Source organism: uncultured Oscillibacter sp., from assembly GCF_910579365.1.
Taxonomy (GTDB): Bacteria; Bacillota; Clostridia; order Oscillospirales; family Oscillospiraceae; genus Oscillibacter.
The window spans coordinates 84846-99693 of sequence record NZ_CAJTUX010000002.1 but is presented as its reverse complement, the minus strand read 5'-3'; the positions used below and the strand labels follow the sequence as shown (position 1 = coordinate 99693).

Here is a 14848-nt window from a genome sequence, read left to right as displayed (position 1 = left end):
ATTTAGATATAGATAAGGAGAACATCCCTATGAAGCTATTGTTTATGCATTTAAGTGATTTACATTTAAGTAAAAATGATGATATAAACGAGGACGCAATAGCGGGGATAGCACAGACACTTTCTTCTCAAAATATCGGCTCCATAAACCACGTTCTTGTATTAGTAACTGGAGATATTGCAAATGCTGGCAAGAAAAATGAATATGATGCATTTCATTCCTTTAAAGAGTTACTTCTTTCCGCATTAGCAGAAAATCTGCCTCATGATGCTACTCTTCATATGTATATTGTTCCAGGAAATCACGATATCGATTATGATTATTTTTCAAACCCTGATGACAGACAGTATTATGAAACTTTTTTAAAAAATCAAAATAATTATACGCTTTTAGATACAGACAGGGAAGTAGTGTCCCGCTTGGAATTTATTCGCTTCTCTCATAAAGTAAACTCTTTAACCCCTGCTGCCCAACTGTTTGCCAGATATGCGATTGCTCTTGATGGATTCTCATTGGAGATTAATCTTTTAAATACGACCTTCTTTTCTTTAATGCACGAAAATGATCAAGGGTTACATTATTTGCCTTCTGATGTTATTAAAAAGCTAGAATCGCCTTCAGGTGCCATGATGGCAATTACATTATTGCACCACTCTCACCAATGGTTTCATGACTCGTGTAAGCGCGACCTTGAGCGCGCGCTTTTAGAAAAGAATACTTTTGTCTTCTGTGGGCATGAACACACTCCGATAACACAAGAAATTACATATAATGGAGTGAGTCCTGCTCATGTCTTTTGTGGCGGAAGTTTATGCAATTGCGGTGATTGGAGCAATAGTGAATTCTTTAGTTGTATTTATGATACAGATATATTATATTTCTCACAATTTAGTTATAAGTGGGACAAGGAGTCACATATTTATATCGAGAAACTAGAGGATCACGGCAATTTAGCTCACAAACACTCGGTAGAAATTCCCAAAAGGCGTATTGATGCCCATATTGCAAGTCTTGTCGAAGATCAGCATATTCACATTTCAGATAACTTAGCTGATTACTATACATTTCCTGGCCTTCTACGCGATGCAACCGTCGAAGATAATGATATCAGAGATATATTTGAATTTGAGGATTTTTATCAAAAACTAGAGCAATATAAGCGTATTGAAATCAGTGGCAGTGACTCTTCTGGAAAAAGCGCATTACTTAAAATGATATTTTTGCATTTTTTGCCCAGTAAGTATGTAATATTTTGCAAAGTCGATAATATAGTATCCGGTAACCGAAGAAATATTATAAAAAGCTTATTTGAATACATATATGGTGAAGAAAAAAGTGATTATGACAAGTTTACCAGAGCAAAAAAGGAAAACAGAATCATTTTAATAGATGATATCCATTTAATTAGTCCCAAACATATCAGTCGATTTCTTGAAGGAATTGAGGAGGAATTCGGCTATATAGTTTATACAACGAATAATCTACTTAAACTTGACATTCAAGAAAGGATAGAAGCTGCAATAGCTAAAGACTCGTATTCATGCTTTCGGCTTCTTCCGCTATATCGCAAAAAGCGGAAGCAATTAGTTGAAAAAATTATACCTCTTAAATATCCAACTTATACCTCCAAAGAAACGACGGCTCTAGTTGAAAGAATTTGTCACATACTTGATTTGCAAAGACGATATATTCCTCTAACACCGGAAATCATTTTACAATTTCTTGAACATTACGCAAACTACCAAATGGAGTCCGCTCAAAATGATGGTAATATTTTTAGTAAGGTCTTTGAATCGTCCTTAACCAACGCTCTTAGTCCTCACGTGACAGCCCCACTCACAGTTGACAAAACCATGTTGGTACTGGGTAAAATCGCATATTACATTCATGCTCATAAAGAATATCCAGTATCTGATAAAAAAATAATAGATATCATTAATTCTTATTGTGAAGAATACGGGACTAAGGTCAACTCAGTAAACTTTATTGCAACAGTTGTTCACGCCAGAATACTATCTGAATATGGTGAGGATGGGCAGTATAAATTTACAAATAATAACTACTTAGCATATTTTATTGCAAGCGAAATTTGTGCGAGCAAAAATATTGATGCAGTTGAACAATGCTTACAATATGCTTGCTTTGGCTTGAATGCAACGATTTTAATGTTTGTAACTTATTTAACGAACGATACGACGCTAATTGACCTAATTCTTGAGGCAGCGAAAAAAACATCTGATGAATGGGATGAGTTTATCTTTGGGATGCCTGGCTTTAAACATCTTGATGTACAAGCGCCTCCCAAAAATGCCATCATGCTTACCAAAGAAGATATGACATGGAATCAGCAGGTTGATGATGAAACTGATCATTCCGAGGTTGATAAAGCCCATATAGATGTTGTTAGTATTTATGACTATAACGAGGAAGAAATTACAAAATTGGAAAACCAATTAGTCCGTGCAATATCTTTGTTGATGCTGATTTCTAGATGCTTGCCAAACTTTGAGCATCGATTAAAAAAGAATCAAAAAGAGGCAATCATAAAAACTATTTATCAACTACCTAATAAGATTTTTTATGCATGGGCTCAGGAAATCGAAAAATGTAGCGAATCCCTTGTTGCTATGATTTTAAGTATAGAAACAAATGATTTTACAAGAAAAATTCAGACTGAGACAGATGCCAAACGATATTTGCAGTTGAATTCAATATCCCTTCTCTTAGAATTATATAATGGCTCGATTAATAATGCTTATCGTGAAAATACCTATGATTATTTAACAGGGACAGCCGAGACAATTGTCGATTTCCAGTATGAAACACATCAAATAGAAAGACTACTTGTTTTTAGCCAGAGTAAAAGAATCGAAGATTTCTGTACTCAGAGTAAATTCCTTATGGAAGAGTCCAAATCTCCAGCCGCAAAACTTGCTCTCGCATGCATTGTGCGACAAATATTAGTAAAAGGGTCCCTTTCCACCCAACAGATCAGGCGCCTTGAATCAACGTTCTCAATGGAGAAAAGTCATTCAGCTACAGTTTACCGACGTTATCTTGAAAAGAAAAAAGAAAATTAATGCACGTTTTCATGCAATTTTGCTGTTCCTACATTCTATAATTGTAGGAACAGCAAAATTGTTTATATTGGGTGATGCTATGAGTATACAAAAGTTACTTTTAACTTATTTATTGATGGCTAATATTTCAGAGTATGCCGGTTCAATAGAAAACTTATCTAAAATGATATATTGGGTTACAGGAGAAGTGCCGAACAAGACAAATCTTTATAGCTTCATGTCTCATTCAAAAAAAATTGGCCAATATTGCATAGAACGGGACACAAAAAAATGCCAAGCGAATAACAGAGATTTTCCAGACTTATTTTTAGTCCATAAAAAAGTAGAATGACAAAATTGATGTTATATCGTTTTATCAAACTTCGACTATCCTATAAGACACCTTGAACCCCAAAACTTATCATATATGTGGAATTATTTGCTTTTTACCAAAATATATGCGAATCCACTAAATTGTGCTTCAATTTATGTGCACATATCACAGCAGCAATCCTCGGTAATTCCACGTATTACTATAAATTAAATTTCCAAATTCTTTTTAATTCCACAATATATCAGAATTTGAGTTGACCTCCAGCAAAACTCCCTTTATAATAGCTTCCATGAAAACCATAAAGGGGGAGCTACATGTGGATGTCAGCAAAACAACGAGCAATCATGTTTCATATATTTTTTCCAAAGAAGTCATATTGAAATCCCTTCTGAAAAAAGGCATCATCACCGATGATGCCTTTTCGCGATATGATCAAATACTGTATGACCGTTACCACATTGACGCTTCCCTTGGAGTCCCTCGCCCTATCATCAAAGAAATTTCGGAAATACCAGCCCCGGCTACACGTTCACAAGATAGCCCGTATCTTTCACTGACCTCACTTGCCAAAGAGAAAGACAGTTCCTCATCAGGCTATCTCATTCAATGTTGGCTGCGGGAAACTCGGACAATCGAATTTTTGCGTACATGGGAGTTGCAGAACAACCCCCATTTCAATGACACTGGGTATCATGATTTAATGGAAGATTTACGCATATCTCCCACCACCTTTACTGCAAAGAAATGGGTCGAAGCCACTGGCGCTGTCGGAATCCAATCGAAAGCCGGCAAAACCGGAGGCACCTATGCTCATCCAGAAATATTTTGCCATTTTAAAGCGTGGCTGTTTCCGGAATACCAGTATGCACTGATTCAAAATTATATGCAGTCCTCCACCAGCAGGGAGGGCGCTCTGTCATGAAACGAGAAGTAATCGAACTGCCCGCTAAAGATCCGGTGGAAAAGCAAAACGGACATAGAAAGCTGCGGGTCGCTGCCTATTGCCGGGTCTCAACCAGTTTGGAGGCACAGCAAAATAGCTACGAGGCACAGAAGGAGTACTATACAAATAAAATCCTTTCTAATTCGGATTGGATCTTAGCAGGCATTTTTGCGGACAAAGGCATCACAGGCACTTCGGTCGAAAAGCGCAATGGATTTCAGCGCATGATTCGCAAGTGTAAGCAAGGCAAAATCGATTTGATTCTTACAAAGTCCATTTCTCGCTTTATGAGAAATACGTTGGATTGCCTGTATTACGTCCGCCTTCTTCAACGGTTGAATATTCCCATTATTTTCGAAACAGAGGGAATTGACACCTCCCAGATGATGAATGAACTGATCTTGACGTTGATGGGAGCAACCTCCCAAGCCGAGAGCGAAGCCATCAGCAGCCGGGTAAAATGGGGCGTTCGGGCGTCGTTTAAAGAAGGAAATGTGAGATACAGCTATAAAAACTGGCTTGGATATCAAAAAGGTGAAGACGGTGAGCCGGAAATCATACCGGAAGAGGCGGAAATCGTTCGGGAGATATATGCTACTTATTTGAGCGGATACAGTCTGCGCGACATCAAAACACTGCTGGAGAGCCGAAAGAACCTTACTAAAGCGGGAAAAGAAAAGTGGAATATATCCACCATTGACAGCATTCTGCGGAATGAAAAATATACAGGAGACGCAATTCTGCAAAAAACTTATACGACAGACCCTATATCCAAAAAGAGGTGTAAGAATGTTGGTGAGCTCCCCAAATATTTGGTAAAGCACTGCCATCCTGCTATCATATCTCATGAAATGTTCGATTTGGTGCAAAGGGAGTTGGAACGCCGCGGCGAGGCTGTCGGCGCGATTGAAAGTTCCTCTTCTGAACGGCCCAAAACATATTCCAGCAAGCACGCCTTGAGAGGAATTCTCATTTGTGGAGAATGCGGTACACCCTACCGCCGCTGTGTGTGGCACATGCGCAATAGCGGTAAGATTCGTACCGTCTGGCGCTGCTGCAACCGGCTTGACCATGGCAAGAAATTTTGCAAGCACTCTCCAACATTAGACGAAGCGCCTTTGCAGCAAGCCCTGATAGCCGCAATCAACCACCAGCTCTATCGTCCGGAATATCTGCTCGCCCCATTCAACAGGACTTTACTTGAATCGTCCTATGCCGACTCTATTCCGCCCGCAAAGAGTTGGCCCGAACTATATGCGAATCTTTTGGAATTACAAAGAAGAATCGACTATTCATTTGTGGAATTGCTGATGCAATGCGCTGAGCAAAAAGATTGGGAAACTCATGAAGCTCAATTCCGGGAACTGGTAAAGCAGCGTGCGGAGTACGATGAATATATTGACGCATTTGATATGCGGCAGTATGAGGAGGAACGCCGGAAAAATACATACCACCTGCCATTCCAACTGACGGAGTATAACGAGACGATTATCCGGCAAGTCTTAGATACCGTGAAGGTTTTGGACGCGAAGCGCTTATTGATCACATTCAAGGGCGGCGCTGAAGTGGAGCAGGTAATCGAATCGTAATGATAAGCGAAATGCTGGTCAGGATTCCCTGGCCAGCATTTTGTTCCACCCTTTGATAATACTATTTTAGCTCTTGAATATTCGTACCGAATAAACTATAATATAACCGAGGTGAAAGCATGGAACGACGCAAGGCAAAGGTCAACATCAGCTCCGCCGGCGGAACAGCCGGCAAAGGCGCGAAAACGTACAAGGTCACCTTGCCCACCACATGGGTGGAAAGGTTAGGCATCACAGAAGAACACCGGGAACTGGATCTGGCCTTCGATGGAAGAAGGATCATCCTCTCTCAACGTCTAAACGGCTCCGAATTCGCAAAGCGTCAGCGGGCACAAGGCCATGCGGTTCGCGCGTTCCGTCTTTATGATGGAGATCAGCTCTGTTCCACAATCTACGCGGACTTCACCGAACAAACCGTAATGGTGGAAAATCAGGCGGTCCCTACCATAAAGACTGCATTTGGAAATAACCCGGTTCCCTCTTGGGAGGACTTCCAGCGCTTTCTCGCAGAGCGCTGTATCCCCCGGCAGCGGGCCGGACTGCGGGAGTATTTAGAGGCGCTGGGATTAGACACTTACGACCCCTTAGCCATTATTGAGAAGACAGGCGGACATATGGCAGAGGACCAACAGTGGTTGTCCATGGAGGTTCTGAAATGACGATTCGGCTGGTGACGGATGAAAAAATCGCGGAAACCTCCTCGAAAGGGAATCAGGAAAAGTGGTACGACCGAGCGCCAGACCGCTGGTACAAGCTGGACCAGTTTGGATATGAGGCGTTAGCGGAAGCCACCGTCTCTTTATTCCTGGAGCAGAGTAATATTGAAACCGGCACACCCTTCACATTTGTTCGCTATCGCATGGAACGCCTGCAAGTCCATGGGCGGGAGCGCACAGGCTGTTCCAGCGAGAACTTTTTACGACCCGGACAGGCCCTCATCACAGTCAACCGTCTGCTGTCCAGCCACCTGGGCAACCCTTTGCGGGAAAAGCTGACGCGGCTTCCCAGCGACAAAAAGCGCATCGCTTATCTGGCGGAGGCGACGGCGGATATCACGGGCCTGAAGCTCTTCCCCCAATACCTGACCCTGCTCTTTGAGATCGACGCCCTGTTTTGCAACGATGACCGCCACTTGAACAACATCGCGGTCCTTGAGCGGGACGGCCAATACGATTATTGCCCAATCTTCGATAACGGAGCGGGACTCCTCTCCAACACGCAACTCTCCCCCATGGACATCGCGCCGCCAGCTCTAATCTTCGCTTTGCGGGCCAGGCCCTTCAACACCACCTTCACCCGGCAGATGAACACAGCCCGCAGCCTGTACGGACCACAACTGGTGATACCGAAGATGACAGCAGATCAGGTCCAGGAGGTCCTGCGGCCGGCCCTGGACTATTATCCTCAGCGGGACCAAGGTATCATAGCGGACCGGGTTGAAGCGTGTATTCTCACAAGACAAAAAAAGCTGTAAAAATGGAGGAACGGACATGAACAAACGGCACAAGATACTTTTCGGGCTTCTGCTCCTGTCGCTGGTCCTGCTCTGTGGCTGCGGCGGGGATAGCGGTAAGCTGCCGGCCGGGACCGCGCCGGAAACAGAACCGACTGACGAGTCTCAGGAAACTCCCGCCCCGGAGGATTCATCCCCAGAGGGGGAAAGCGAGCCCATCTACATCACCTTTGAGGGGACGGACCTGAAGGGGAATCCGGTTTCTCAGGAGATCTTTCCCCAGTCCAGGCTCACCATGGTCAATGTCTGGGCCACCTACTGCAATCCCTGCCTGAACGAGATGCCGGGGCTGGGCGAGCTGGCGGCGGAGCACGACGGGTCGGAGTTCCAGATCATCGGCATCGTCAACGATGTGCGGGAGGGAGACGACCAGACGCTTGTGGAGAGCCTGGTCCAGGAGACCGGGGCGGATTACACCCACCTGCTGGCCAATGACTCCATCGACCAGGCGCTTTTGTCCAGTGTGAGCGCCGTCCCCACCACCTTCTTTTTCAACCAGGATGGGGTGTACCTGGGCGGCGTGGTCGGCTCCGCGGAAAAATCGGATTGGGAGGAGCTCATTCATGAACTTCTGGAAGAACAGTAGCCGGTGCGCCTGGATATGGGGCGTTCTAGCTGGGGCGGTCTTTCTGGTCATCGGAATTATTCAGGGGCAGTTTGCCGTGATCTGGCAAAAGGCGGTGATGATCTGCCTGGAGTGCATCGGGATTGGGTGAGCAATGAGGAATAAATTACGACTGACCGTACAGCTGCTGTTCACCATCGTGACCAACGGATACCTGTACGGCTTCCTGAACGGGAAAATCTACCAGGGTGGCCTGAAATACGCCTGCGTTCCGGGGCTGAACTGCTATTCCTGCCCCGGGGCCGTGGCCTCGTGCCCCATCGGGGCCTTACAGGCCCTGCTGAACCAGCGGGGCTTTCAGGTCCCCTTCGCCGCCCTGGGGGTTTTCTTTGTGTTCGGAAGCGTGCTGGGGCGCTTCGTCTGCGGCTGGCTGTGCCCCTTCGGGCTGGTGCAGGACCTTCTCCATAAGATTCCCCTCTTCAAAAAAAGGAAGCGCCTGCCCGGCCACCGCGTCCTGAAATACGGAAAGTATGCGGTGCTGGTTCTGCTGGTGTGCGTTGGTTCCATGTTCTTGTTCGGAAGCTTTGCCAAGGTCCCGGCCTTCTGCAAGTATCTTTGCCCCTCCGGGACCCTGCTGGGGGCGCTTCCCCTGCTGGGCGCCAATGAAGCCCTGAGAAGCCAGGCCGGCGGGCTGTTCCTCTGGAAGCTGGGCATCCTGCTGATGATCGTCCTGCTTTCCGTGAAGGTGTTCCGCCCCTTCTGCCAGTACCTGTGCCCCCTGGGGGCCATTTACGGCTGGTTCAACCGCTTCAGTCTTGTGCAGATTCACTGGGACCAAGAAAATTGTGTCTCCTGCGGAGCCTGTGAGAGGGCCTGCCCGGTGGACCTTTCCCTACTCGAGATTTCCCGCTCCCTGGAATGCGTCCGCTGCGGGAAGTGCGCGGACGCCTGTCCGCGGGGATGCCTGCATTTCACAGGCCGTCCCGGGTATAATTCCACGGAATCACAGTCATCCTAAGGGCAAAAAGGATGTGAACCTGTGTCCAACCATTTGCAATACGAAACCAGCCCCTACCTCCTCCAGCACGCGGAGAATCCGGTGGACTGGTATCCCTGGTGTGAGGAGGCGTTCCTCCGGGCCCGTGAGGAGGACAAGCCCGTCTTCCTCAGTATCGGCTATAGCACCTGCCACTGGTGCCACGTCATGGCCCATGAGAGCTTCGAGGACCCCGAGACCGCGGCACTGCTGAACCGCTGGTTTATCTCGATTAAAGTGGACCGGGAGGAGCGGCCCGACCTGGACAGCGTCTATATGGCGGTCTGTCAGGCGTTCACCGGAAACGGCGGGTGGCCTGCCAGCATCTTCCTGACGCTGGAGAAGCGGCCTTTTTTTGCCGGGACCTACTTCCCCAAACGCCGCCGGGGCAATCTGGTAAGCTTCCAGGAACTGCTGACGGTCATTCACGAGAAGTGGGAACAGGACCGTTCCGCGCTGCTGGGCCCGACTGAGCAAATCATGGATCTGCTCAGCCGCGCAAACACAGCGGAAGACAGGGCGGAACCGGAGCTGCTGGAAGACGCCGTCCAGCTCTATAAGCGGCTGTTCGACCGGGAAAACGGCGGCTTCGGCGGTGCGCCCAAGTTTCCCTCCCCCCACAATCTTCTATTTCTCCTGGCGTATTACCGGAGGCGGGGAGACCCGGAGTGCCTGGAGATGGCGGAGCGGACGCTGACGCAGATGGTCCGGGGCGGACTGTTCGACCATATCGGCGGGGGCTTTTGCCGCTACTCCACCGACGAGCGGTTTTTGGCCCCCCACTTTGAGAAGATGCTGTACGACAACGCCCTGCTGATTCTGGCTTACTGTGAAGCGTATGAAACGGTCCAAAAGGAGCTGTACCTGCTGGCGGCAAACCGGACGGCGGAGTTTGTCCTCCGGGAGATGACCACAGCCGAGGGCGGCTTCTACAGTGCCCAGGACGCCGACAGCGACGGCGAGGAGGGAAAGTATTACCTCTTTACGCCGGAGGAGCTGGTCCGCCTTCTCGGCCCGGAGCAGGGCGGGGCGTTTAGCCGGTACTTTGATATCACGGACGCCGGGAACTTTGAGGGGAAGAGCATCCCCAATCTGCTTCAAAGCGACCTGGAGGACCGCTCCTTTGACGGCCTGCTGGAGACGGTATATCAATACCGCAAAAGCCGCTGTGCTCTCCGCCTGGACGACAAAATTCTGACCGCCTGGAACAGTCTGATGATCGCGGCGCTGTGCCGGCTGCATCAGGCCGGCGGGGAACAGAAATACCTGGAGGCCGCGAAACAGGCAGACCGCTTCCTCTGGGAGCATCTCTGGGACGGTAAGTCGCTCCACGTCAGCTTCCGGGTCGGGCGGCGGGGTGAAAAGGGGTTTCTGGACGACTACGCCGCCTGTATCTTCGCCCAGCTGGCACTGTACGGGGCCACCCTGGACAGCGCGTATCTGGAGCGGGCGGAGGAGCTTTGCCGGGATGCCTGTGAGCAATTCCAGGACCGGGAACATGGTGGCTTCTATCTCTACGGCCAGGGGCACGAAGCCCTAATCCTCCGGCCCAAGGAGACCTACGACGGGGCAATGCCCAGCGGGAACTCCCTGATGGCCTGGAATCTGGTGCGGCTGAGCCAGCTGGTTCCCGAGGAAACCTATGGACCCCTGGCGGAGCGGCAGCTGGACTTTCTGGCGGCGGACGCGAAACAGTACCCCGTCGGATACGCCATGTTCCTGCTGGCGCTTCTGGATGACCGCGATCCGCCGCCCAAGGTGACCGTGGTGCTGTCGGAAGAATCGGAGGCAGCCCGTCTGCCCCTGGAACTCCCGGCGGAGGCGGCTGTGGTTCTCCGGGAACCTGGGGCGGAGTACCCGCTGAAAAACGGAAAGACCACCTTCTATGTCTGCCGGGGGCACAGCTGCCGGCCGCCGGTCAACGAACGGCCTGTTCTATAATCTCTCAGCAACTGCCGGACGGAGGAAATCCGCCCGGCAGTTTTTGTTCTCCAAGCATATCCGCAAACCGGTGTAATGCCATTTGGAAATTGCAAGAAGTTACAAAGTGTCGCAGGAATGCGACCAAACGTCGCTATTTTGCTGATATAATCTCTCTTATTCAGCAGGGTGGTGTAAATTGTGATATATTGTCTTTCCGAACGGCTCAAAAGGCTCCGGCAATCCATGCACCTTTCACAGGAACAGCTGGCCCGTCTGTTGGGAGTAGACAGAAGCACAATTTCCTCATATGAGAGCAACGTACGCCAGCCTCCGCTGGATACGCTTTCCCGAATCGCCGACGTGTTCGGTGTAAGCACGGACTATCTTTTGGGGAGGACAAGCGCACTTACCTTCGACACATTTGATCTCACCGGAGAGGATACGGCCCTGCTTTACAACATGGCTTCCGAGCTGTCAGAGAAAAACCGAAGAATTCGTCAATTGCAGGCGCATTAAAATCAATAGCCAGAGAATTTGAAAATGGAGGTACTTTTATGCCCCTCAACGACAGAGAAGCGCAAGGAAAGCCGCATCAAAGCGAGGGCAACGACGGCAAAGTGTTCATCCCCGCCAAACCGAAAGTCCATTTTGACGACCCGGCTCAAATCTTCAGAGTGTGTGCCTACTGCCGTGTCTCAACAGACAGCGAGGAACAGCTTTCCTCCTTTGAACTCCAGCAGGCCCATTACCGGCAGCTGGCAAAGGAGCGGCCCAACTGGGATTTAAAGCGCGTCTACGCGGACGAGGGCATCTCCGGCACGTCCCTGAAAAACCGTACGGAATTCAACGCCATGATCGCCGCCTGCGAGAACGGCGAATACGACCTGATCGTGACAAAAAGCGTCTCCCGTTTTGCGAGGAACCTGGTGGACTGTATCTCCCTGATTCGGAAGCTCAAAAATCTCTCTCCTCCGGTGGGCGTGTTTTTTGAGACAGATCATCTGAACACTCTGGGGAAGGATTCGGAATTGATGCTGACCTTTCTCGCCTCGATTGCCCAGGAGGAATCCATTAAAAAACGGGAGGCCATGGTCTGGTCGCTGGCCCAGCGGTTTCAGGACCGCAAGCTGCTGACTCCTCCTTTGCTGGGCTATGACAGGCAGAGGGATGCCGCCGGCGGCTATATCAAATACGCTCCGCTTGTCGTCAACGAAGAAGAGGCTAAGGTGGTCCGCTTCATTTTCGACGCATATCTCCATGGATGGTCCCAGTCGCATATCGCGGATTTCCTGACGGATATCGGCTGCCGGACAAAAACCGGAAATACCGATTGGAACAGCGGCTCTATCGGCTATATCCTCACAAATGAGCGGTACTGCGGCGATGTCTTGACCTGGAAAACCTTTACATCAGATTTGTTTGAGCATAAGCGCAGGAAGAACCGGCAGGACCTGGATCAATACCACTACATGGGACAGCATAAAGCCATTATTCCAAGGGAGACGTTCGAGATGGCGCAGACGCTTCTCCAAAATCGAAAGCACCACATGCGGGGCGGTCTGCCCGTTCTTCAAGTGATAGACGGCGGAGTTTTTCGCGGGTTTGTTCCCATTAACCATCACTGGGTCAATGATGATCCCGGGCTTTACTACGATACATCCAACAGCGTGAAAGGGCCGGACCGAAAAGCCAAAATTCAAAGAAACACATTCTCCGCGTTTAATCTGGAGGGATATCAGGTTGTCAGAAGCCAGTTTCTACAGACCCGGTATGAAGGTCCAGCAATCACAATCTCCAGGGACAGGATTACGTTCAATCTTTTTTGCGTGAGAAGATTCGCGGACATCGGTCATATTCAATTGCTTCTTCATCCTTCTGAACGTAAAATCGCCATCAGGCCCTGTGAGGAAAACGCGACGCACAGTATCAAATGGCGTTCTGACGCCGCCAAGCCGCTGTACGCGAAGGCGCTGTGCTGCCGGCACTTTTGCGCCGCGCTCTTTCGCATTATGGAGTGGAATCCGGATTTTATCTACAGAGTCAGAGGAACCTGGGTGCGGTGTAACGACGGCCAAATCATCATGTTCAACCTGGAACAAGCCGTATCTGTGCTGCTGACCCCGGCAGATGAAAACACTTTAAAAAAGAAGCGCGTGGAACTGTTTCAGGAACAATGGGAGGATCGTTTTGGCGAGGAGTTTTACGAACACATCGTGGAAAACGAGATTTTCTACATGGCGGGGAGCGCGGCCTGGCAGACCCGCAGGCCCAGTATCCCGGCTCCCGGCATGGCGCAGTACAGAGCGCCAACGGAAGAAGAACTCCAAATCATGATGGAAACACTTACAAGAGAGGCGGCCGCCGGTCATGTTGGATCATAGTCAATTGGATGATATTTTTTTGAATGCAAGGCCGCTCGATGATGAGGAACCGGAAGCCGTGGCGGATTTAGCGGGATATCAGGTCACCAGGGCGGAGCTTTTCTCACACACGTATGAACCGGCGATTACCATCTGGCCAACCCGAATCAAGTTCAACATGGCCTGCCTGCGGAGGTTCCCGGGCGTGACGCACATTCAGATTCTGATTCACCCGGAGCAGCGGCGTCTGATTATTCGCCCCTGCCTTCCCGACGCGCCGGACTCTCTGCGGTGGGCGAAGGGCGGAGGAGAAAAGGAGCTCTCCAACCGGGATATGCTGTGCAGGATTTTCGCGGGGAAGGTCTTTGACTTGATGAAATGGGACTCGGAATACCGCTACAAAATGATGGGCAGGCCCGCCGTCTATCAGGAGGAAATGCTGTTTCTGTTTAAGCTGACGGATTTCGAGCTGTTTATGGGCGGGAGAAAGCGGCGGTCCTACCTTCCGGGAGAATGGAGGGACTATTTCGGAACGCCGGTGGAATCTCACGAGGAGCAGTACAAAATTGATCTTGCGGACGGTTATATTACAACTGACAGAGTATAGGAGGGCTACAAATGGCGGCGATTCCTTTCAGCAGTGAGATTGAGGAAATTTCCATGGACGGTTTTCAGGTAGTCAGCGGAGACCTCTTTACACGCAGATCCGGCTACTATTCCCCGACATGCACGATTTGGAGCGGCGGGATCACCTTTAATAAGGTAGCTTTGACGGCCCTGAACAACTGTGAACGGGTGAGGATTGAAATTCATCCTCAGAAAAAGAGCGTCTTGCTTGTTCCGGTAACCATGAAAGACAAGGACGGCATTCCCTGGAGAAAAAACATCAAAGATTACGCCCCCCGGCGCATGGAATGCGTCAGATTTTCTTCGAAGCTTTACGAAATGTGGAACTGGGATACCGGCTGTGTTTGCAGGGCGGTGGGGCGCGTTGTGACAGTAGACAACAAGGTCATGCTCCTTTTCGATTTCAGCTCTCCGGAGCAGTGGAAAGGCAAAGAGAGAACATCGGAGAAATGAATGACATTCACATTTCCTTTTACTTAAGGGTTGGACGGATTCACATTTTTACAGAAACGCTTCGGCTCATCGGCCAGCCAAAGCGGATATGCTTTTTGATTTCCTCGGATGGGCAGTCGCTGCTGATGCGCGCGTATGAAACCAGAGACCTCAAGTCCCACAGGGCCCCGCCGAATGTGTATAACGGCAAGCGCTCGTTTGAAGTATCCAGCTGTAAGCTGTGCGGGATTCTAGCTAATCTCCACGGTTGGAATCCGGAATACTCTTACCGTGTTCCCGGCGTACTGATGCAGGATCAGCGCTCAGTACGGTTTTCTTTGGCAGAGGCAGAGGTGATTGGTAAGGAATCATTTTGAGAACACGCTATATTGCCGGACGGAGTAAATCCGTCCGGCATTTTTTTGTTCCCGCAGCATATCCATGAACCGAGGTGATGCAATTTGGAA

Annotated in this window: 14 protein-coding genes; all 14 read left to right on the top strand. The window is 49.1% G+C overall.

The genetic code is table 11. The annotated features are described in order from the left end of the window. The first annotated feature begins 29 nt into the window (after positions 1–29). The 14 genes from QZ329_RS01370 to QZ329_RS01305 all read left to right on the top strand — a co-directional run bounded on the left by QZ329_RS01370 (position 30) and on the right by QZ329_RS01305 (position 14402). Positions 30–3080, top strand: a complete 3051-nt coding sequence (locus QZ329_RS01370; protein WP_290209736.1) for a metallophosphoesterase — start codon at positions 30–32, stop codon at positions 3078–3080. Next, complete coding sequence (locus QZ329_RS01365) at positions 3058–3411, top strand: hypothetical protein (RefSeq protein WP_290209738.1); 354 nt, start codon at positions 3058–3060, stop codon at positions 3409–3411. The genes QZ329_RS01370 and QZ329_RS01365 overlap by 23 nt, the downstream gene beginning before the upstream one ends. 298 nt (positions 3412–3709) lie before the next feature. Further along, the gene (locus tag QZ329_RS01360) at positions 3710–4315 is read left to right on the top strand and encodes a KilA-N domain-containing protein (protein WP_295747518.1); all 606 of its coding nucleotides are present in this window, start codon (positions 3710–3712) and stop codon (positions 4313–4315) included. Continuing rightward, positions 4312–5925: a recombinase family protein gene (locus QZ329_RS01355; RefSeq protein ID WP_290209742.1), complete on the top strand. Its 1614-nt coding sequence runs from the start codon at positions 4312–4314 to the stop codon at positions 5923–5925. Before QZ329_RS01360 ends, QZ329_RS01355 begins: the two co-directional genes overlap by 4 nt. 119 nt (positions 5926–6044) lie before the next feature. After that, positions 6045–6584, top strand: a complete 540-nt coding sequence (locus QZ329_RS01350; RefSeq protein WP_290209745.1) for a hypothetical protein — start codon at positions 6045–6047, stop codon at positions 6582–6584. Further along, positions 6581–7399, top strand: a complete 819-nt coding sequence (locus QZ329_RS01345) for a hypothetical protein (RefSeq protein WP_290209747.1) — start codon at positions 6581–6583, stop codon at positions 7397–7399. Before QZ329_RS01350 ends, QZ329_RS01345 begins: the two co-directional genes overlap by 4 nt. A gap of 16 nt (positions 7400–7415) precedes the next feature. Next, on the top strand, positions 7416–8024 hold the full coding sequence (locus QZ329_RS01340; RefSeq protein ID WP_290209748.1) for a TlpA disulfide reductase family protein: 609 nt from the start codon (positions 7416–7418) through the stop codon (positions 8022–8024). After that, positions 8002–8154 (top strand): CD1871A family CXXC motif-containing protein, encoded by a 153-nt coding sequence (locus QZ329_RS01335; RefSeq protein WP_295747515.1) that lies wholly within the window; start codon positions 8002–8004, stop codon positions 8152–8154. Before QZ329_RS01340 ends, QZ329_RS01335 begins: the two co-directional genes overlap by 23 nt. Positions 8155–8157: 3 nt before the next feature. Continuing rightward, complete coding sequence (locus QZ329_RS01330) at positions 8158–9021, top strand: 4Fe-4S binding protein (protein WP_295747514.1); 864 nt, start codon at positions 8158–8160, stop codon at positions 9019–9021. A 21-nt stretch (positions 9022–9042) separates the two neighbouring features. Further along, entirely contained in the window at positions 9043–10980 is a 1938-nt protein-coding gene (locus QZ329_RS01325) for a thioredoxin domain-containing protein (RefSeq protein ID WP_295747512.1), read from the top strand. A 180-nt stretch (positions 10981–11160) separates the two neighbouring features. Further along, on the top strand, positions 11161–11478 hold the full coding sequence (locus QZ329_RS01320; protein WP_295747510.1) for a helix-turn-helix transcriptional regulator: 318 nt from the start codon (positions 11161–11163) through the stop codon (positions 11476–11478). Positions 11479–11516: 38 nt separating this feature from the next. Continuing rightward, a complete protein-coding gene (locus QZ329_RS01315) occupies positions 11517–13343 on the top strand; it encodes a recombinase family protein (protein ID WP_295747508.1) in 1827 nt (608 codons plus the stop codon). A gap of 58 nt (positions 13344–13401) precedes the next feature. After that, the gene (locus QZ329_RS01310; protein WP_295735162.1) at positions 13402–13929 is read left to right on the top strand and encodes a hypothetical protein; all 528 of its coding nucleotides are present in this window, start codon (positions 13402–13404) and stop codon (positions 13927–13929) included. Between the two features lie 11 nt (positions 13930–13940). Further along, on the top strand, positions 13941–14402 hold the full coding sequence (locus QZ329_RS01305; protein WP_295747506.1) for a hypothetical protein: 462 nt from the start codon (positions 13941–13943) through the stop codon (positions 14400–14402). Positions 14403–14848: the final 446 nt, after the last annotated feature.

What these genes read in the sequence shown, in the direction of transcription:
- QZ329_RS01370 (WP_290209736.1), top strand. Translation starts at nt 30, where the DNA reads ATGAAGCTATTGTTTATGCATTTAAGTGATTTACATTTAAGTAAAAAT.
- QZ329_RS01355 (WP_290209742.1), top strand. Translation starts at nt 4,312, where the DNA reads ATGAAACGAGAAGTAATCGAACTGCCCGCTAAAGATCCGGTGGAAAAG.
- QZ329_RS01350 (WP_290209745.1), top strand. Translation starts at nt 6,045, where the DNA reads ATGGAACGACGCAAGGCAAAGGTCAACATCAGCTCCGCCGGCGGAACA.
- QZ329_RS01345 (WP_290209747.1), top strand. Translation starts at nt 6,581, where the DNA reads ATGACGATTCGGCTGGTGACGGATGAAAAAATCGCGGAAACCTCCTCG.
- QZ329_RS01340 (WP_290209748.1), top strand. Translation starts at nt 7,416, where the DNA reads ATGAACAAACGGCACAAGATACTTTTCGGGCTTCTGCTCCTGTCGCTG.
- QZ329_RS01335 (WP_295747515.1), top strand. Translation starts at nt 8,002, where the DNA reads ATGAACTTCTGGAAGAACAGTAGCCGGTGCGCCTGGATATGGGGCGTT.
- QZ329_RS01330 (WP_295747514.1), top strand. Translation starts at nt 8,158, where the DNA reads ATGAGGAATAAATTACGACTGACCGTACAGCTGCTGTTCACCATCGTG.
- QZ329_RS01315 (WP_295747508.1), top strand. Translation starts at nt 11,517, where the DNA reads ATGCCCCTCAACGACAGAGAAGCGCAAGGAAAGCCGCATCAAAGCGAG.
- QZ329_RS01305 (WP_295747506.1), top strand. Translation starts at nt 13,941, where the DNA reads ATGGCGGCGATTCCTTTCAGCAGTGAGATTGAGGAAATTTCCATGGAC.